The sequence below is a fragment of the Nocardioides pantholopis genome (assembly GCF_003710085.1).
In the GTDB taxonomy this organism is placed as follows: Bacteria; Actinomycetota; Actinomycetes; order Propionibacteriales; family Nocardioidaceae; genus Nocardioides; species Nocardioides pantholopis.
Window position 1 is genome coordinate 3,169,039 of record NZ_CP033324.1, and the last position, 17,226, is coordinate 3,186,264.

Genomic DNA, 17,226 nt, shown 5'->3' on the forward strand with positions numbered 1-17,226 from the left:
GCCCGGATCAGAAGTTGATCATGTGGCCGGCGAGGCCGTGGACGGCCTCCTTCACGGACTCACCGAGGGTCGGGTGCGCGAAGACGTTGCGGGCCACCTCGTCGGCGGTCAGGTCCCACGTCTGGGCCAGGGTCAGCACCGGCAGCAGCTCGGTCACGTCGGGGCCGATCAGATGCCCGCCGATCAGCTCGTTGTGCTCGGCGTCCGCGATCAGCTTGACGAAGCCGACGGCCTCGCCCAGGCCCTGGGCCTTGCCGTTGGCCGAGAACGGGAACGTCGCGGTCTTGACGTCGTACCCCTTCTCCTTGGCCTGCGCCTCGGTGTAGCCGAAGGAGGCCACCTGCGGCTGGCAGTACGTCGCGCGCGGGACGAAGTCGAACGCGACCGGCATCGTCTCGGCACCGGCGATGGTCTCGGCGGCCACGATGCCCATCGCCTCCGCGACGTGGGCGAGCATCATCTTGCCGGTGACGTCGCCGATCGCGTAGACGCCCTGGACGTTGGTGCGGCCGAAGTCGTCGATGGCGATCGCGCCGCGCTCGGTGAGCTCGACGCCGGTGTTCTCCAGGCCGTAGCCCTCCACCCGCGGCGCGAAGCCGAACGCGGCGAGCATCTTGTCGGCCTCGAGGACCTGCTGGTCGCCGCCGGCCGCGGGGCTGACCGTGACCTTGACGCCGGAGCCGGTGTCCTCGACGTTCTCGACCTTGGTCGAGAGCAGCACCTTCACGCCGAGCTTCTTGTAGTGCTTGAGCAGCTCCTTGGACACGTCGGCGTCCTCGGTGGGGACCATCCGGTCCAGGAACTCCACGATCGTCACGTCGACGCCGAAGTTCTTCATCACGTAGGCGAACTCGACGCCGATCGCGCCGGAGCCGCCGATGATGATCGAGGAGGGCAGGTTCTCGTCGAGGATCTGCTCCTCGTAGGTGACGACGTTCTGGCTCTTCTGCATCCCGGGCAGCATCCGCACCTGGGCGCCGGCCGCGATGATCAGGTCGTCGCAGGTGTAGGAGGCGACGTTGCCGTCGGCGTCCTTGACGTCCACGGCCTTCGGGCCGGTGAGCGTGCCCCACCCGTTGATCTCGGTGATCTTGTTCTTCTTCATCAGGAAGTGGACGCCCTTGACGATGCCGGCGCTCACCTGCCGCGACCGCTTGTGGGTCGGGCCGTAGGACATGGTGGCGTCGCCCTCGATGCCGAACTTGTCCTTCTCGTGGGCCAGCACATGCGCCAGCTCGGCGTTCTTCAGCAGCGCCTTGGACGGGATGCAGCCGACGTTGAGGCAGACACCGCCCCAGTACTTCTCCTCCACCACGGCAACGGACTTGCCGAGCTGCGCGGCGCGGATCGCCGCGACGTAGCCACCAGGGCCGGCACCAAGGACGAGGACATCGAAGTGGGAGCTCACGGCCCCAGCCTAGGACCGTCGACTGCCTCGGCCCAACGCGGGCCGTCCCGTCCCGGCGGACCATGCCCTAGCCTGAGGGCCGTGACGCTCTACGCCGCCTACGGGACCAACCTCGACCCGGCGCGGATGGGCGAACGTTGTCCGCACTCCCCGCTGCGGACCACCGGCTGGCTCGAGGGCTGGCGGCTGACCTTCGGCGGCGAGGAGCACGGCTGGAACGGCGCCCTCCCCACGATCGTGCAGGACTCCTTCGAGCAGGTCTTCGTCGCCGTCTACGACGTCACCCGCAAGGACGAGACCACCCTGGACGGCTGGGAGTCCGCCGACTACGGGCTCTACCGCAAGACCAAGGTCCGGGTCGCGACGATGACCGGCGAGGTGGTCGCCTGGACCTACGTCCTCGACGCCTACGAGGGCGGCCTGCCCTCCGCCCTGCACCTGGGCGCCCTCGCCGACGCCGCCGACGCCGCCGGCGCCCCCGCGGACTACGTCGCCGCCCTGCGGGCGCGGCCGTGCCGGTCGACGGGGTTGTGAGGGGGCCTTCCCCACCCCACCCGCTTTTCGGCGACTTCCCCGGCTGAAGCGATCCGCTCCGACCCCCACCAGCGGTGACCTAGCCACCGTTTCCGCGACTCAAACCGTGGCAGGCTCACCGCAGCCCCCAGGCGGGACTTCACCCCCGAGCACCCGCCACCTAGAGTGCGCCCGTGAGCGATCAGTCCCCGCACGCCCTGGCCGAGCAGGCCGCCCGCACCCTCGCCGAGCTGACGGGGGTGGAGCGCCACGACGTGGCGCTGGTCCTCGGGTCCGGCTGGCTGCCCGCCGTCGACGCCCTGGGGACGCCGACCGCGGAGATCGCGACGACCGACCTGCCCGGGTTCAGCCCGGCCGCCGTGGCCGGGCACTCCGGGAAGATCCGCTCGGTGCGCTCGGGCGAGCGGAACCTGCTGGTCTTCCTCAGCCGTACCCACTACTACGAGGGCCGGGGCGTCGACGCAGTCGTGCACGGCGTGCGTACGGCGGCCGCCGCCGGCTGCAGCAGCATCGTGCTGACCAACGGGGCCGGCGGCCTCAAGGAGACCTGGGAGCCCGGTCAGCCGGTCCTGATCAGCGACCACATCAACCTGACCGGCCGCTCCCCCATCCACGGCGCGAACTTCGTGGACCTGACCGACCTGTACTCGAGCCGGCTGCGGGCCCTGTGCCGCGAGATCGACCCCACCCTCGACGAGGGCGTCTACGTCCAGTTCCCCGGCCCGCACTACGAGACGCCTGCCGAAGTGCGGATGGTACGGACCATCGGCGGCGACCTCGTGGGGATGAGCACTACGCTGGAGGCCATCGCGGCACGCGAGGCGGGCCTGGAAGTTCTCGGAATCAGCCTTGTCACCAACCTCGCGGCCGGCATCAGCGGGGAGCCCCTCAACCACGAGGAGGTCCTCTCGGCCGGACGTGCCGCCGCGTCACGCATGGGCGAGCTGCTCGGGAAGGTCGTCCCCAGGATCTGATATCCCAGGGAAGGGACCATGTCGGCCGCCGACACCCGAGAGCTGCTCATCGACGCAGCGCTGCGCGCCTTCGCCGAGCACGGCATCCACAACGCGTCCCTGCTGGAGATCACCCGGATGGCCGGGCAGCGCAACCGCGGCGCCGTCCACTACCACTTCGGCTCCCGCGAGCGCCTGCTCCTGGCCACCCTGGAGGCGCCCGCGGCGATCCTCGGCACCCGCGAGCGCGAGCTGCTGGCCCGGGCCCAGGAGCACTCCGAGGACGACGTCGCGCCGGTGCTCGAGGCGGTGATCCGCCCGGTCGTGGAGCTCTCCGAGAACGGTTGGCGCGGCCGCTGCTACCTCAAGATCCTCGCCGAGGTCGCCTACGAGGCCCGCACCACGATGTCGGCGCCGGTGGCGGCGCTGATCGCGGAGACCGGCGGCTACGAGGTCCTCGAGGGCCTCTCCCGGCGGCTGCCGCCCATGGACGACGCGGTGCGCGACGAGCGGTTCGCGCTGCTGGCCCGGTTCGTGCTCGACTCCGCCGCCGACCGGGTCCCGGCGGACGGCTCCGCGCCCGGCATGGGCATCGACCGGTTCATCGCCAACCTGGTCTCGATGGCGAGCGCGATGCTCACCGCACCGGTCCCCGACTGACCCGCCCGAAGCGTCGTACGCTGAGAGCCCCGGGCAGGCCGCCCGGGGCCGTTCCCGCCCGAAGGCACCAGCCATGTCCTCGACCGACACCCGGCAGCTGCTCGTCGACGCAGCCCTGCGCGCCTTCGCGCAGAACGGCGTCCCCAACGCCTCCCTGCTGGAGATCACCCGGATGGCGGGGCAGCGCAACCGGGGCGCCGTCCACTACCACTTCGGATCGCGCGATCGGCTGCTGGTCGCGGCGCTGGAGCAGCAGTCGGCCGTCCTGCGGCCCCGCGAGCTCGAGCTGCTCGGTCTGGCCAGGCTGCATCCCGGCGACCTGGCGGCCGCGATCGAGGCACTGGTGCGCCCGGTGGTGGAGCTGGCCGAGGCCGGGTGGCGCGGCCGGTGCTACCTGATGATCGTCGCCGACCTGCTCGCCGACGGCCACGCGCCCTCGGACGGCGCGATCGCCACCGTCCTGGAGTCGACCGGCGGCTGGGAGGTCGTCGAGCTGATCATCGAGCGGATGCCGCCGATGGACGAGGTGCTGCGCCGCCACCGGCTGCACCTGCTCACGGGCTTCGTGCTCCGCTCCGCCGCGGACCGGGCCCGCACCGACGACGAGCGGCGCCTGGACACCGAGCGCTTCATCGTCAACCTGACCAGCATGGCCACCGCGATGCTGCTCGCCCCGGTGCCGGCCTGAGACACGCCCCGCCCCGGCGCTGCCCGGTCAGGGCCCGGCTCCGGCAGGGTCCGGCCGGGGTCCGGCTACCCTTCGCCCCGTGCCCCGCATCACCGGCGAGACCCTCGAGCAGCACCGCGCGTCGTTGCGGCAGCGGGTCTTCGAGGCGTTCGCCGACCTCATGGGCGAGCGGAGCTTCGACGCCATCACGATGGCCGCGATCGCCCAGCGCGCCGACCTCGGCCGCACCGCGATCTATCACCACTTCCGCGACAAGGAGGCCGTGATGGTCGCCTTCGCCAGCCACGAGACGGAGCGCTACCTCGATCAGCTGCGCGCCGCGCTGGCCGGCGCCGAGGAGCCGGACGAGCAGCTGCGGGTCTACCTGCGCCACCAGCTCGCGGCCGGCGAGCAGTTCCACATGGGCCTGGGCGCCCAGGTCTACGGCCACCTGTCGAGGGAGGCTCGGCTCGCGATCCGCGAGCACGTCGTGGCGGTCGAGGACGTGCTGCGCGGGATCCTGACCGCCGGCCGCGCGGCGGGTGTCTTCACGATCGACGACCTCGACGGCACGATGTCGCTGATCCATGCGTGCCTCAGCCCGCGGCACCTGCCCCCACGCACGATCGAGACGTTCGTGCTGCGGGCGGTCGGCGCCGCGGGCTGAGTCGGGTTCAGCGCTTGCGGACCTTGACGGCCTTCGTCTTCGCGCCGTTCTGGTACGACGCGCTGCCGAGGTAGGTCACCTTCAGCTGGTAGCTGCCCTTGGCGAGCTTCGGCAGCTTCAGCGTGGCCTTGCCCTTGCGCAGCTTGACGGCCTTGACCGACTTGACGGCCTTCTTGCCCTTGAGGATCTTGGCCTTGACCTTGCCGGTGGCCTTGCCCCGGGCGCCCTTCACGGTCACGACGGCCTTGCCGGCCTTGCGGGTGGTCGGCGCCTTGGCGACCTTGACTGTCAGCTTCGGGGCGACCTTGGCGGGGAACACCGCTGCCCAGTTGACCGAGATCGGCGTGACCGTGTCCTGCGTGGTGTTCGAGTGGGTGTGCGCCTGCCAGGTGTAGACGGCGTACGAGGTGCCCTTCGCGAGCTTCGACTTCGGCAGGTTGAGGCCCCGGACGAACGAGCCGTCGCTCATCTGCGACGCCGAGACCCAGTCGACGGCCACCATCGCGGCAGTGCCGCCGTCGCGGTCGTCGAAGTCGATCTTCGCGCCGGCCGGCGCGACACCGACGTAGACGCCGTCGTCGCTGGGGTTCGTGCGCGGGGTGAAGCCGGTGCCGGCGATCCGCAGGTCGACCCCGTTGGCCGGGGAGGCGGCGGTGACCGTGGCGGTCACCGACGGCGCTGCGGCGGCCCGCTGTGCGGCGGCAACCGAGCCGACCTTCTTCTTCGCGTCGGAGCCGGACCCGCTCGCGTAGAAGTGGGCCCGCACGCCGGACGTGAGCTGGGCCAGGAAGTCAGGGTGGAAGGACTGCCCCCCGACCGGGTTGTTCGGCTTGTCCGCGGTGGTGATGCCGAGCTCGATCGCCGTGGCGCTGCCCGCGGGCAGGACGTCGGCCCACGCCGGGGTCGCCGCGACCCCGGCCGGAGTCGCCACACCGCCCGTGAAGTCGGCGACCGTCACCCGGGCCGGGCTCGTGCTCCCGGCGGGGTTGCCCTGGGCGGCCGCGTTGCTCGCCGAGACCACCGCGGTGATCGCGCCGGCGCCACCGGGGGCCACCGTGACCTGCGGGTCCGCGATCGTGACGGCGTAGAGCTCGGTCCCGCCGAACCCGAACGCGCCCCGGACCGAGCCGTCGTAGGAGTAAGTCGTGGCACCGCCGGCGCTCGCGACGCCGTCGGCGGGGAACGTGAACCGCTTGGCGGCCTCGTCGAAGGTCGCGCCGTCGGCGAGCACCCGGGTGCTCAGGTGGTCGACGTACTGCTCCGAGATCGACCAAGCGAGCGCCGCCTGCCCCGGGGCCGGTGCGGCCTGGGCGGCCGGCGCGGTGAGGACGAGCGTCGAGGCGGCGAGGGCGCCCGCCGTGCCGAGGGCCGCGAGTCGCGACCGGCCTCGGGTCTGCATGGACATGGTGTTCCTTTCGTGGTGCATCGTCAGGCGTGATGCGTCTTCAGGAGGTCGGCCGGGAGCCGGTCGGGGAAGGGATCGGGACGGCGAGCAGCAGGGCGGCGGCCAGCAGGAGCGCGCCGCCGAGGAACCACCCGGCGCCGCTGCTCGCCGCAGCGGTGTCGGAGTCGGTGGCCGGCGCCGCGACCAGCTGGACGGCGTTCGGCAGCGTCGGGGCCGCGGCGGCGGCCTGCGGCAGGGCACCCGCCGGCACCCCGGCGGCGGCGCGCGGCGCCGCAGCGGCCGGCACGGCGGGCAGGGCCGGCGCCGCCCCGGCCGCGGGGGCTCCGGGGGCGGCGGGCGCGTCGTTCTCGACCTCCGGGGCCGGGACGTCGCCGGCCGTCGGTGCCGGAGCCGCGACCTCCTTCGGCGAGTAGCTGACGCTCAGCGGCAGCGGGCGCTTGGTCGGGTCGGACTGGAGGCCGGTGGAGTACCAGAACTGGTCGACCCCGAACGGCTGCAGGTAGCTCACGAACGGCTGCGGGAACGCCCCCCAGCCCGAGCCGGCGCGGTCCTGGGGCTCCGAGCCGGTCGCCGTGACGCCCTCGTACGCCGGCTGCGCCGTGAACCCGAGCGCGCCGAGCTGCACCTGGGGCAGGTCCGCGATCCGGACCCGCTGCGGCGTGGCCGGCTGCCACTTCGACACGTCGGTCCGGTCGGCGAGGAACCCGCCCAGCGTCGCGGTCAGCGTGCCCGCGCCGTCCGCGACGTCGAGGGTCGGGTCGGTGACCGTGAAGACCGTGTTGCCGCCGTAGTAGACGACAGTGAAGGTCCCCTTCCACGTCACCCGGGCGGTCCCGGCCGCGCGGTCGACGGTGCCGGCGCCCTTCCGGAGCACGACTGTGTGGTCGCTGAAGGGGCCGTAGACGCCGATGTCAGCGCCCGCGGGCGAGGTCTCGAGGCCGGCCCAGGTCGCGGTGCGCCAACGGCCGGAGGCGGTGCGCTTCTCGATCGTGACGTTGCCGCTGCGGGCCCGCCACTGCTTCTGCTTCAGCGTCGCCCCGCCGCGGCCCGGGTTGGCGACGCCGGCGGCGAGGAAGTTGATCGCGCCCGGGTTGTGCGAGCGCGCGTTGGTCTGGTTGCTGACGCCCCAGCGCAGCACTGCGCCGGCGACCTGGACCGGGGCGCTCCCCCCGGCGGAGGGGGTGGCGGACGGCGAGGGCGGGGTGGTCGGCGAGGGCGTGGCGGTCTCGGTCGGGGACTCGGAGGGCTCCGGGGACGGCTCCGGGGTCGGGCTCACCGACTCCTCCGGGGCCTCCCCCGGCTCGGCGGCCGCCGGCCCCGCGGCGACCAGCCCGGCCAGTCCGATCAGCAGGCTGACCAGCGCCGCGACCAGCAGCCCGGCCACGGCCGCGGCCCGGGTACGCCGCTCAGGCCGCCGCACGGCGCACCCTCCGGGCCCGCAGGAGCTGCCAGACCAGGCGGCCCAGCACCACCAGCAGCACCAGCGCGCAGGCGCCGGCGAAGAGCAGCCCGGCCCGGTCCTGGTCGTCCGCGGCGGTGTCCGCGGAGGCGGGGGCCTGGTCCTCGGCCGCCGTCACCGCGAAGTTCACGACCGGCGGGTTCTCGACCCCGAAGACGCGCAGCTCGTGGGTCCCGGCGCCGGTGTCGGGAGGCAGCGTCACGACTCCGGCGATGCCGCCGTCGGCCCCCACCAGGAACGGCCCGGCGGCCGCTCGGCCGTCGTCGAAGACGACAGTCAGCTGACGCCCGGCGGGCAGGCCGGTGCCGGTGAAGGCCAGCGCGTGGCCGGCCCGCGCCGAGGCGCGGTCGACCTCGAGGGCGGGCGCGGCGGCGGCCGCCGTGCGGGGCGCCTTGCCGGTGGCGGGAGCGCCGGCCGCACCGGCGCCCGCACCCGCTGCGGCGCCGAGGCCCGCCGACGGCTGGGCCGACGGCTGGGCAGCCGCTGCCGGGCTGTCCGGCGCGGCCGGTGCCGGCTCCTCGTCGTACACGGTGCCGACCCGGACCGGGGTGAACGTCTCGTTGCCGGCGTTCTTCACCCCGTGCGCGCCGACGGTGATGATCCCGCAGGTGACCTTGCGGCAGTCGACGCTGCGGGTCGTGCCGTTGCGGCCGACCGCCTCGAAGACCGGGCCCGGCAGGACCAGCTCCACCGACCAGGCGCCGGCGGCGCTCATCGTGCCGCCGTTCGCCGAGGAGGCGGTGTCCGAGCCGGGGAACGCGACGTAGCGCTGGTGGCCGGCGTTCTCGCGGGCCTCGCTGTCGGGGACGTAGACGTAGTCCTCCCCCGAGACCCCGCCCTTGCTGGGCTGCCAGCCTCCCGAGACGGTGCCGAACCAGACGTAGACGCCGCCGTGCCCGCCGCGCACCGACTGGAAGCCGGTGCCCCGGACGCTGAGCGTGGTGGCGTAGGTGCCGTCGACCAGGGCGCTGCCGCGGTCGTTGGTGACCGAGACCCGGGCGGCCGCCTCGGCGGGGGCGGTGCCGGCCAGCAGGGCGCCGGCCACCAGGGCGGCCAGCACGGCGCCCAGGACGGCACGCGCGAGCGCGGGGTTCAGACGGCGGACCATGAGGCCTCCTCGGGCGGGATCGGCAGCGAGCGGGGCCGGACCGGGACCACGACGAGCGTGCCGTCGTGCTCGATCACGTCGACGGGGTGGCCGTAGACCTCGGTGAGCAGCTCGCCGGTGAGCACGTCGGCGGGCGGCCCGTCGGCGCGCACCCGTCCGCGGGCCAGCACGCAGATCCGGTCGGCGTACGCCGCGGCGAGCGAGAGGTCGTGGAGCACGACGACGACGGCGGCCCCTGCGGCGGCGGCCTCCCGGACGACGCCCAGCAGCTGCTCCTGGTGGCGGATGTCGAGCGCGGCCGTGGGCTCGTCGAGCAGCATCAGCGGCGTCTCCTGGGCCAGCAGCCGGGCGAACGACGTGCGCGCCTGCTCACCGCCGGAGAGCGTGGGGAAGAGCCGGGCGGCCAGCTCGGTGACGTCCGCGCGCTCCAGCGAGGCGGCCACCACCTCGTCGTCGCGGTCCTCGGCGGGCGTCCGCCGCCACGGGGAGCGGCCCATCCGGACCACCTCCTCGACCCGGAAGCCGAAGGCCAGGCCCTGCTTCTGCAGCTGGACGCCGCGCAGCCGGGCCAGCTCGCGCGCCGAGCGGCGCCCGGCCGGCCGCGAGTCCAGCTCGACCGTGCCGGTGGTCGGGTCGAGGTCGCCGGAGAGCACGCCGAGCAGCGTGGACTTGCCGGCGCCGTTCGGGCCGACCAGCACCACCACCTCCCCGGCGGCGACCTCCAGGTCGACGTCGGCGAGGATCGCGCGGCCATCGATCATGACCCCGACACCGTGGGCGGCCAGGAACGCGCTCATGCCCAGCCCCCCGCCGTACGACGGGCCCGGCGCAGCAGCCAGAAGAAGAACGGGCCGCCGACCAGCGAGGTCAGCATCCCGATCGGCAGGTCGGCGTACTCCACGGCGGTGCGCGCCCACAGGTCGGCGACGACGAGCAGCACCGCCCCGCCCAGCGCGCTGGCCGGCACCAGCATCCGGTGCCCGGGGCCGGCGATCATCCGGATCAGGTGCGGCACGACCAGCCCGACGAACGCGATGATGCCGCAGAAGGAGACCGCGGCCGCGGTGAGCATCGCGACCACGACGATCGTGCCGAGCCGCAGCCGCTCCACGTCGACGCCGACGTGGCGGGCCGCGCGGTCGCCGAGCGCGAGCAGGTCCAGCCTGGGCGCGAGGAACAGCGCGGCACCGATGCCGACGAGCGCGAGCGGGGCGACGACCCCGACGTACTCCCAGCGGGAGCCGTTGAGGCTGCCGAGCTGCCAGAAGACGATCTCCTCGCGGGCCTGGGTGTCGCCGAGGAACATCAGGAACGCCAGGCCGGCGCTGGTGACGGCGTTCAGCGCGATGCCGGTCAGCACCAGCGTCACGACCTCGGTGCGGCCGCCGTCGCGCGACATCACGTAGACCAGCAGCGTCGTGACCAGGCCGCCGACGAACGCGCACACCGCCACGGTCCAGCTCCCGGCGAAGGTGAGCTCGAAGACGATCACGGCCGCGGCCGCGAGGGCGGCACCGGAGGAGACCCCGACGACGCCCGGCTCGGCGAGCGGGTTGCCGAAGACGCCCTGCATCAGCGCCCCGGCGGTGGCGAGCGCCGCGCCCGCGAGCGCCGCCATCACCACCCGCGGGAAGCGCACCTGCCACAGGGTGTTCTCGCCCTGGGGGTGGCTGGGCATCGGGCCGGCGTCGATCCCGACCTTGTGCAGCACCGAGCCGACCACCTCGCTCAGCGGTACGCCGAGCTGGCCCTGCCCCGCGGCGATCACCAGCGCCGCGAGCAGCGCGACCGCGAGCCCACCGAGCAGCCCGATCCGGCCGGCCAGCGAGCGCACCGCGCGGCGGCGAGTGCCGAGCGGGGCCGGGCCGGCGGCGGCCGGTGCGGTGCTCGATCCGGTGCTCGATCCGGTGCTCGGCGCCGTGGTCACTTGACGGACTCCGGGGCGTACACGGAGACCGCGAGGGCGTTGAGGACCGGGGCCGTCATCGGGCCGAAGCCCATGATCTGGGAGTCCTCCATCGCCACGAAGCGCCGGTTGCGCCCGGCCGGGGTCTGGGCGAGGGCGGGCAGCCGCTCCAGCAGCCCGTCGATGCCGCCCGCGGAGTCGAGCCCGCCGGACATCATCAGCACCAGGTCGGGCTGCGCGGCGACCAGTCCCTCGTCGGTGAGCGGCTTCATGCCGTTCCAGCCGATCTCCTCGGCCACGTCGTACCCGCCGAGGGCGTCGATGAGCGAGTCGGCCCCGGAGTCCTCACCGAACATGTAGTAGACGCCGGCCTGGCCGCGGACGTAGAGGAAGACCATCCGCAGCCGCTCGCGCGCCTCGGTCGGGGCGACGTCGGCGATCTGGGCGAGGACCGCCTTGCTCTCCTGCTCGGTCCGCTCGGCGAGCTCTCGCCCCTGGTCCGGGACGCCGAGCGCGTCGGCGACCTCGCGGACCAGCGTGCCGGCGTTGTCGAGCGAGCGCTCGGAGTCGACGACGACGACGGGGATGCCGGCGTCGCGCATCTGCAGGACGGTGTCCCACGGGCCCAGCGAGGTGTCGGTCAGGATCACTGTGGGGTCCAGCTCGAGGATCGCCTCGGCGTTGAGGTCGTGGCCGTTCTGGGTGACCAGGGGCAGCTCGGCGGCCTCGGGGAACTGCGTGGAGACGTCGCGACCGACCACCTGGTCGCCCAGCCCCAGCTCGAAGACCGTGCGCGCGAGGGTCCCGTACACGTCGAGGGCCAGGATCCGGCTGGTGTCGGTCACGGTGACCTTCGAGCCCTGCGCGTCGGTGACGGTGACCGGCAGCCGCGGCTCGGGCGCCTCCGCGACCGGGTCGAGCTCGTCGACGGCGGCGGCGACCGAGAGCCCGTCCCAGTCCCGGACGTCGGCGAGCGGCTCCACGTCGGCGAGCGCCGGGGCGGCCTGGGCGCCGCCCTCGCCGTCGCCCGACCCGCCGTCACCGGTGGAGATCCCGCAGCCGGCGAGCAGGACGGCCAGCGACGCGAGGACCAGGGAGCGGGACCTCCCGAGAACGGGGTGCGCTGCGCGGGGCCGGATGGGGCGGGACATGCGTGGTCGACCTTCGTTTCCTGCAGCGGCCCCCGAGCCGGGCCGGACGAGTATAGGATCGCGTTACTGAGGGTAGGCTAACAGAAGTTAGGCGAACCTAAGTCGAGGACCAGACGTTCTTGACAAGTTGTCACAACGTTCCCGAGACTGCCGCCATGACGATCCTCGACCGCCCCGAGCTGGACCTGCCCCTCTCGGTCGCGATGCGCCAGGGCTCGATGGCCCAGCACACCGACGCGGAGAACGCCACGTTCACCTCCGAGCTGATGGCGGGCCGCATCAACGAGGCGGGGTACGCCGACTACCTGCGCGCGCTGCGGGTCGTCTACGCAGCGCTGGAGGAGCTCGGCCGCGAGATGGCCGGGGACCCGGTCGCCGCGCAGCTCCACGACCCCGCCCTGGAGCGGCTCGAGGCCATCGAGGCCGACATCGCCCACTGGAGCGGCGGCGGGACCCTGGAGACCGACAGCCCGGCCGCCGCGGCGTACGCCGCCCGGATCCGCGCGGCCTCCGGCTCGGCGACGAAGTTCGTCGCCCACCACTACACCCGCTACCTCGGCGACCTCTCCGGTGGCCTGGCCATCGGCAGGATCCTGGACCGCACCTACGGCGGCACCGGCCAGGGCCTGCGGTTCTACGACTTCGCGAGCATCGAGCGGCCCAAGGTCTACAAGGACGGCTACCGCGAGCGCCTGGACGCGCTGCCGCTCGACGCCGCCCAGCGCGACGAGGTCGTCGCGGAGGTCCAGGAGGCGTTCCGCCACAACCAGGCCCTCTTCGACGAGCTGAGCGGCAGGATGGACGCCTACCGCCGCTGAGCCCGAGCCCCGGGCCGTCGACAGGCGGCCCGGAGGAGCGGACATGCGAGTACTCGTCACCGGCGCGGCCGGCAGCATCGGCCGGGTCGCGGTCCTCGGCCTCACCGCCCGCGGGCACGAGGTCGTCGCGCTGGACCGGGTCCCCGAGCCCGACGGCCACGAGGGGCGCTTCCACACCGCCGACTGCGCCGACCCCGACGCGGTCGCCGCGGTCTTCGCCGAGGAGTCCCTCGACGCTGTCGTGCACCTGGCCGGGAACCCCGAGGAGGACGCACTGCCCGCGTCGCTGACCTCGCACGTGGTCACGACCGCGGCGGTCCTCGACGCGATGGTGGCCCACGACGTACGCCGGATCGTGTACGCCTCCTCCAACCACGCAGTCGGGCGGACCCCGCGCAGCGAGCTCGGCACCGACCTGCTCGGCACCGACGTCCGGCCCCGGCCGGACACGTTCTACGGCGTCGCGAAGGTGGCCGCCGAGGCCCTGCTCAGCCTCTACGCCGACCGGTACGGCCTGGACGCCGTCGCCTGCCGGATCGGGTCGTTCCAGCCGCGGCCGGCCACCGTGCGCCAGCTGTCGACCTGGCTCTCCCCCGACGACTGCGTGCGGATGCTCGACGCCGCACTGACCACCACGGCGCCGGGCTACGCGGTCCTCTACGGGATCTCCGCGAACACCCGGGGCTGGTGGGACCTCGAGCCGGGCCGGGCCCTGGGCTACGACCCGCGCGACGATGCCGAGGCCTTCGCCGCCGAGGTCGCCCCCTCCCCCGAGGACGACTGGGACGCCGCGCACGTCGGCGGCCCCTACGCGACCGCGAGCTACGAGCGTCCGGCGCTGCCCTGAGCCGGCCGCACCCTTGACCCGGAGCGCACTCCAACCCCCAGACTGAGCCGATGGGACCCTTCTCGATCGCCGAGGCGGCCGCTCGGTCCGGCCTGAGCCCGGACACGCTGCGCTACTACGAGCGTGACGGCCTGCTCCTGGAGACCGTCGGCCGCTCGCCGACCGGCCACCGTCGCTACACCGAGCGCGACCTGCGCTGGATCGAGATGCTCACCCGGCTGCGCGCCACCGGCATGCCGATCCGGGAGGTGCGCCGCTACGCCGACCTGGTCCGCGCCGGCGACGGCAACGAGGCGGTCCGGCTGGAGCTGCTGCGCGCCCACCGCCGGCAGGTGCTCGCCGAGCTGGCCCGGGTTCAGGAGCACCTGGGCGCGATCGACCAGAAGATCGGCATCTACGAGCAGGTCCTCGAGGACGGGCTTGACCTGGAGCGCACTCCAGCGCGTTGAGTGGACCCATGAGCCTTCCCACCCGCACCCTCGGCACCACCTCCGCCCTTCCGGTCCCGGCCCTCGGCCTGGGCTGCATGGGGATGTCCGACTTCTACGGAACCCCCGACGAGGAGGGCGGCGCGGCCACCATCGCGCGCGCCCTCGACCTCGGCGTCACCTTCCTCGACACCTCCGACATGTACGGCCCGTTCACCAACGAGCGCCTCGTCGGCCGCGCGATCGCCGGTCGCCGCGACGAGGTCCAGCTGGCCACGAAGTTCGGCATCGTCCGCGACGAGGACGGCACCCGGCGCGGCATCAGCGGCCGCCCCGACTACGTCCGGTCCGCCTGCGACGCCTCGCTCCAGCGGCTCGGCGTGGACCACGTCGACCTCTACTACCAGCACCGCGTCGACCCCGACGTGCCCATCGAGGAGACGGTCGGGGCGATGGCGGAGCTGGTGAGCGCCGGCAAGGTCCGCCACCTGGGGCTCTCCGAGGCCTCGGCCGCGACCATCCGGCGCGCCCACGCGGTGCACCCGATCACGGCGCTCCAGAGCGAGTACTCGCTGTTCACCCGCGACCTCGAGGACGAGATCCTGCCGACCCTGCGCGAGCTGGGCATCGGACTGGTGGCCTACTCACCGCTGGGCCGCGGCCTCCTGACCGGCGCCATCACCTCGGAGTCCGCGCTGGAGGAGAACGACTCGCGCCGCTCGGCCGGCTTCCCCCGGCTCAACGGCGAGGGGTTGCAGGCGAACCTGCGGCTGGTCGAGCGGGTCCGCGCGCTCGCCGCCGACAAGGGGTGTACGCCGGGGCAGCTGGCGCTGGCCTGGGTCCTCTCCCGGGGCGAGGACGTCGTGCCGATCCCGGGCACCAAGCGGGTGCGCTACCTGGAGGAGAACGTCGCCGCCGCCGACGTGGTGCTCACCGAGGACGACCAGCGCTCCCTGGAGGAGGCGGTCCCCCGCGGGGCGGTCACCGGCCAGCGCTACGCGGACATGTCGTCGGTCGAGCTCTGAGCGGGCCCGGCCTCCAGCGCCGCGCGCATCCCGTCGCGGCAGCCGCGCATCATCCGGTCGTGGTTCCAGGCCAGGACCGGGCGCGCGACGCTGGAGGCCAGCCCGAGCAGGCCGGCGATCTCCACCTCCTGCTCGAAGTCGAGCCGGGTGCCGCCGTCCTCGGGGGTGACCCGGAACCGGACAGTCCCGGCCAGGTCTCCGGTCACCTCGACCGCCAGCACCGGCAGCTCCCGGGTGACTGCATGCAGCACCAGGTCGAGGGTGTAGGGCAGCACCGAGCGGCACAGCACCCGCGCGTCGTCCGGGCCCAGGCTGGCGACCGCCACGACCTGCGGCCACCACCGCGGATAGCGCTCGAGGTCGACGACAAGGTCGCGCACCGCCTCCGGCGTCGCGGCGACCGACCACGTGTCGCGGAACGTGTAGTGGGCCTTCATGTCCCCATCATCAGCGGTGGCATCGGCGGTGGCATCGGCGACGGTGGCCACGGCGCCTCGACGGGCTAGCGTGCCCTCCATGACGACCACCCCCGAGCTGGACCTGCTCGTCTCGCGCGCCCGCGCCTGGGCGGGCGAGGACCCCGACGACCACACCCGTGCCGAGCTCGAGCGGCTGCTCGACCGGGTCGCGGCCGGGGACCCGGCCGCCGCCGCCGACGTGGCCGACCGGTTCGCGGGCGACCTCTCCTTCGGGACCGCGGGACTGCGCGGCGCCCTCGGCGCCGGGTCGAACCGGATGAACCGCGTGGTCGTCACCCGCGCCGCCGCCGGCCTCGCGGCGTACCTCGCCGACACCGGCGCGCGCCGCGGGGCCGCTGTCGTGATCGGCTACGACGCCCGGCACAACTCCGACGTCTTCGCCCGCGACACCGCCGAGGTGATGACCGGCGCCGGCTTCACGGCGTACCTGATGCCCCGGCCGCTGCCCACCCCGACCCTGGCCTTCGCGATCCGCGAGCTCGGCTGCGTGGCCGGGGTGATGGTGACCGCGAGCCACAACCCGCCGCAGGACAACGGCTACAAGGTCTACCTCGGCGACGGCAGCCAGATCGTGGCGCCGGCCGACGCCGAGATCGCGGCCCGCATCGCCGCCGTCGGCCCGCTGGAGACCGTGCCCCGCGGCGGCGGCGCGACAGTGCTCGACGAGACCATCCTGGACCGCTACCTCGACACGGTCGCGGGCCTGGCCACCGACGGCCCCCGCGACCTCGACATCGTCTACACGCCCCTGCACGGCGTCGGCGGCACCTCGGTGGTCCAGGTGCTGGAGACCGCGGGCTTCTCGGCGCCCCGGGTGGTCGCGGAGCAGGAGCAGCCCGACCCGGACTTCCCGACCGTCGCGTTCCCGAACCCCGAGGAGCCGGGCGCGATGGACCTCGCGCTCGCCCTCGCGCAGCAGCACGGCGCCGACCTGGTCGTGGCCAACGACCCGGACGCCGACCGCTGCGCCGCCGCGGTGCCGGGCCCGCACGGGTGGCGGATGCTGCGCGGCGACGAGGTCGGCGCGCTGCTCGCGCACGCGCTGCTGGGCTCGGGCAAGCAGGGCGTCTACGCGACCAGCATCGTCTCCTCGAGCCTGCTCGGGAAGATGGCCGCCGCCGCGGGCCAGCCGTACGCCGAGACGCTGACCGGCTTCAAGTGGATCGGCCGGGTCGACGGCCTGGCGTTCGGCTACGAGGAGGCGCTGGGCTACTGCGTGGACCCCGAGCACGTCCGGGACAAGGACGGCGTCTCCGCGCTGCTGCTGCTCTGCGAGCTGGCGGCCGCGACCAAGGCGGCGGGCCGCACCCTCGACGACGTCCTCGACGACATCGCCGTCCAGCACGGCCTGCACGCCACCGACCAGCTCTCGGTGCGGGTCGCCGACCTCGCCGAGATCGGGGCCGCGATGGAGCGGCTCCGCGCGGTCCCGCCGACGTCGCTGGGCGGCCTGGCCGTCGAGCGGGTCGACGACCTCTCCCGCGGCAGCGCCGACCTGCCCGCCACCGAGGGGCTGCGCTACACCCTCGCCGACGGGGCCCGGGTCGTGGTGCGCCCCAGCGGCACCGAGCCCAAGCTGAAGTGCTACCTCGAGGTGGTCGTGCCCGTGGGGTCGGACTCCGTGGACGCCGCCCGGATCCACGCCGTCGGCCGGCTCGACGCGCTGCGCTCCGACGTCAAGGCGGCGGCCGGGATCTGAGCCTCCCGGGGA

The 17,226-nt window shown here is 73.9% G+C and carries 18 protein-coding genes; 10 read left to right on the forward strand and 8 right to left on the reverse strand.

All coding sequences use genetic code 11. The features are described from left to right. Nucleotides 1–7: 7 nt before the first annotated feature. Nucleotides 8–1,408 (reverse strand): dihydrolipoyl dehydrogenase, encoded by a 1,401-nt coding sequence (gene lpdA / locus EBO35_RS15240; protein WP_122818468.1) that lies wholly within the window; start codon nucleotides 1,406–1,408, stop codon nucleotides 8–10. Nucleotides 1,409–1,489: 81 nt separating this feature from the next. Between lpdA and EBO35_RS15245 the strand changes: the two genes are divergently transcribed. The 5 genes from EBO35_RS15245 (at nucleotide 1,490) to EBO35_RS15265 (ending at nucleotide 4,889) form a co-directional block, all read left to right on the forward strand. Next, complete coding sequence (locus EBO35_RS15245) at nucleotides 1,490–1,942, forward strand: gamma-glutamylcyclotransferase family protein (protein WP_122818469.1); 453 nt, start codon at nucleotides 1,490–1,492, stop codon at nucleotides 1,940–1,942. A 173-nt stretch (nucleotides 1,943–2,115) separates the two neighbouring features. After that, nucleotides 2,116–2,916 carry a purine-nucleoside phosphorylase gene (locus EBO35_RS15250; RefSeq protein WP_122818470.1) on the forward strand — a complete coding sequence of 267 codons (801 nt, stop codon included), beginning with the start codon at nucleotides 2,116–2,118 and terminating at the stop codon, nucleotides 2,914–2,916. Nucleotides 2,917–2,934: 18 nt separating this feature from the next. Next, entirely contained in the window at nucleotides 2,935–3,555 is a 621-nt protein-coding gene (locus EBO35_RS15255; protein WP_122818471.1) for a TetR/AcrR family transcriptional regulator, read from the forward strand. 73 nt (nucleotides 3,556–3,628) lie between these two features. Beyond that, nucleotides 3,629–4,243 carry a TetR/AcrR family transcriptional regulator gene (locus EBO35_RS15260; protein WP_122818472.1) on the forward strand — a complete coding sequence of 205 codons (615 nt, stop codon included), beginning with the start codon at nucleotides 3,629–3,631 and terminating at the stop codon, nucleotides 4,241–4,243. A gap of 79 nt (nucleotides 4,244–4,322) precedes the next feature. Then, nucleotides 4,323–4,889, forward strand: a complete 567-nt coding sequence (locus EBO35_RS15265; RefSeq protein WP_122818473.1) for a TetR/AcrR family transcriptional regulator — start codon at nucleotides 4,323–4,325, stop codon at nucleotides 4,887–4,889. A 7-nt stretch (nucleotides 4,890–4,896) separates the two neighbouring features. Here the strand turns inward: EBO35_RS15265 and EBO35_RS15270 are convergent, their stop codons facing one another. The 6 genes from EBO35_RS15270 to EBO35_RS15295 are packed head-to-tail and all read right to left on the reverse strand — an operon-like array spanning nucleotide 4,897 to nucleotide 11,918. Then, complete coding sequence (locus tag EBO35_RS15270) at nucleotides 4,897–6,294, reverse strand: Ig-like domain repeat protein (RefSeq protein ID WP_122818474.1); 1,398 nt, start codon at nucleotides 6,292–6,294, stop codon at nucleotides 4,897–4,899. A gap of 40 nt (nucleotides 6,295–6,334) precedes the next feature. Then, entirely contained in the window at nucleotides 6,335–7,714 is a 1,380-nt protein-coding gene (locus EBO35_RS19550) for a hypothetical protein (protein ID WP_164477991.1), read from the reverse strand. Beyond that, the gene (locus EBO35_RS15280) at nucleotides 7,701–8,861 is read right to left on the reverse strand and encodes a hypothetical protein (RefSeq protein ID WP_122818475.1); all 1,161 of its coding nucleotides are present in this window, start codon (nucleotides 8,859–8,861) and stop codon (nucleotides 7,701–7,703) included. The genes EBO35_RS19550 and EBO35_RS15280 overlap by 14 nt, the downstream gene beginning before the upstream one ends. Further along, nucleotides 8,846–9,658 carry a heme ABC transporter ATP-binding protein gene (locus EBO35_RS15285; RefSeq protein ID WP_122818476.1) on the reverse strand — a complete coding sequence of 271 codons (813 nt, stop codon included), beginning with the start codon at nucleotides 9,656–9,658 and terminating at the stop codon, nucleotides 8,846–8,848. The genes EBO35_RS15280 and EBO35_RS15285 overlap by 16 nt, the downstream gene beginning before the upstream one ends. Then, nucleotides 9,655–10,788, reverse strand: coding sequence for a FecCD family ABC transporter permease (locus tag EBO35_RS15290; RefSeq protein ID WP_122818477.1), 1,134 nt, complete (start codon nucleotides 10,786–10,788; stop codon nucleotides 9,655–9,657). Before EBO35_RS15290 ends, EBO35_RS15285 begins: the two co-directional genes overlap by 4 nt. Continuing rightward, a complete protein-coding gene (locus tag EBO35_RS15295; RefSeq protein WP_122818478.1) occupies nucleotides 10,785–11,918 on the reverse strand; it encodes a heme/hemin ABC transporter substrate-binding protein in 1,134 nt (377 codons plus the stop codon). Before EBO35_RS15295 ends, EBO35_RS15290 begins: the two co-directional genes overlap by 4 nt. 155 nt (nucleotides 11,919–12,073) lie before the next feature. Here EBO35_RS15295 and EBO35_RS15300 point away from each other — a divergent pair, with 155 nt between their 5' ends. From EBO35_RS15300 to EBO35_RS15315, 4 genes are read left to right on the forward strand one after another with little or no spacing between them, the layout of a single operon-like run. Then, on the forward strand, nucleotides 12,074–12,736 hold the full coding sequence (locus EBO35_RS15300; protein WP_122818479.1) for a biliverdin-producing heme oxygenase: 663 nt from the start codon (nucleotides 12,074–12,076) through the stop codon (nucleotides 12,734–12,736). A 43-nt stretch (nucleotides 12,737–12,779) separates the two neighbouring features. Continuing rightward, complete coding sequence (locus EBO35_RS15305) at nucleotides 12,780–13,583, forward strand: NAD-dependent epimerase/dehydratase family protein (protein ID WP_122818480.1); 804 nt, start codon at nucleotides 12,780–12,782, stop codon at nucleotides 13,581–13,583. 50 nt (nucleotides 13,584–13,633) lie between these two features. Continuing rightward, on the forward strand, nucleotides 13,634–14,032 hold the full coding sequence (locus EBO35_RS15310; protein ID WP_122818481.1) for a MerR family transcriptional regulator: 399 nt from the start codon (nucleotides 13,634–13,636) through the stop codon (nucleotides 14,030–14,032). Nucleotides 14,033–14,040: 8 nt separating this feature from the next. Then, entirely contained in the window at nucleotides 14,041–15,036 is a 996-nt protein-coding gene (locus tag EBO35_RS15315) for an aldo/keto reductase (protein ID WP_122818482.1), read from the forward strand. Here EBO35_RS15315 and EBO35_RS15320 read toward each other — a convergent pair. Then, nucleotides 15,006–15,473 (reverse strand): SRPBCC family protein, encoded by a 468-nt coding sequence (locus EBO35_RS15320; protein WP_122818483.1) that lies wholly within the window; start codon nucleotides 15,471–15,473, stop codon nucleotides 15,006–15,008. The genes EBO35_RS15315 and EBO35_RS15320 overlap by 31 nt on opposite strands. Nucleotides 15,474–15,552: 79 nt before the next feature. Between EBO35_RS15320 and EBO35_RS15325 the strand changes: the two genes are divergently transcribed. Next, the gene (locus EBO35_RS15325; RefSeq protein WP_122818484.1) at nucleotides 15,553–17,214 is read left to right on the forward strand and encodes a phospho-sugar mutase; all 1,662 of its coding nucleotides are present in this window, start codon (nucleotides 15,553–15,555) and stop codon (nucleotides 17,212–17,214) included. The last annotated feature ends 12 nt before the right edge of the window (nucleotides 17,215–17,226 follow it).

Coding starts and splice junctions, on each gene's coding strand:
- EBO35_RS15315 (WP_122818482.1), top strand. CDS start 14,041: ATGAGCCTTCCCACCCGCACCCTCGGCACCACCTCCGCCCTTCCGGTC.
- EBO35_RS15310 (WP_122818481.1), top strand. CDS start 13,634: ATGGGACCCTTCTCGATCGCCGAGGCGGCCGCTCGGTCCGGCCTGAGC.
- EBO35_RS15270 (WP_122818474.1), bottom strand. CDS start 6,294: ATGTCCATGCAGACCCGAGGCCGGTCGCGACTCGCGGCCCTCGGCACG.
- EBO35_RS15285 (WP_122818476.1), bottom strand. CDS start 9,658: ATGAGCGCGTTCCTGGCCGCCCACGGTGTCGGGGTCATGATCGATGGC.
- EBO35_RS15305 (WP_122818480.1), top strand. CDS start 12,780: ATGCGAGTACTCGTCACCGGCGCGGCCGGCAGCATCGGCCGGGTCGCG.
- EBO35_RS15300 (WP_122818479.1), top strand. CDS start 12,074: ATGACGATCCTCGACCGCCCCGAGCTGGACCTGCCCCTCTCGGTCGCG.
- EBO35_RS15295 (WP_122818478.1), bottom strand. CDS start 11,918: ATGTCCCGCCCCATCCGGCCCCGCGCAGCGCACCCCGTTCTCGGGAGG.
- EBO35_RS15255 (WP_122818471.1), top strand. CDS start 2,935: ATGTCGGCCGCCGACACCCGAGAGCTGCTCATCGACGCAGCGCTGCGC.
- EBO35_RS15260 (WP_122818472.1), top strand. CDS start 3,629: ATGTCCTCGACCGACACCCGGCAGCTGCTCGTCGACGCAGCCCTGCGC.
- EBO35_RS15325 (WP_122818484.1), top strand. CDS start 15,553: ATGACGACCACCCCCGAGCTGGACCTGCTCGTCTCGCGCGCCCGCGCC.
- EBO35_RS15320 (WP_122818483.1), bottom strand. CDS start 15,473: ATGAAGGCCCACTACACGTTCCGCGACACGTGGTCGGTCGCCGCGACG.
- EBO35_RS15280 (WP_122818475.1), bottom strand. CDS start 8,861: ATGGTCCGCCGTCTGAACCCCGCGCTCGCGCGTGCCGTCCTGGGCGCC.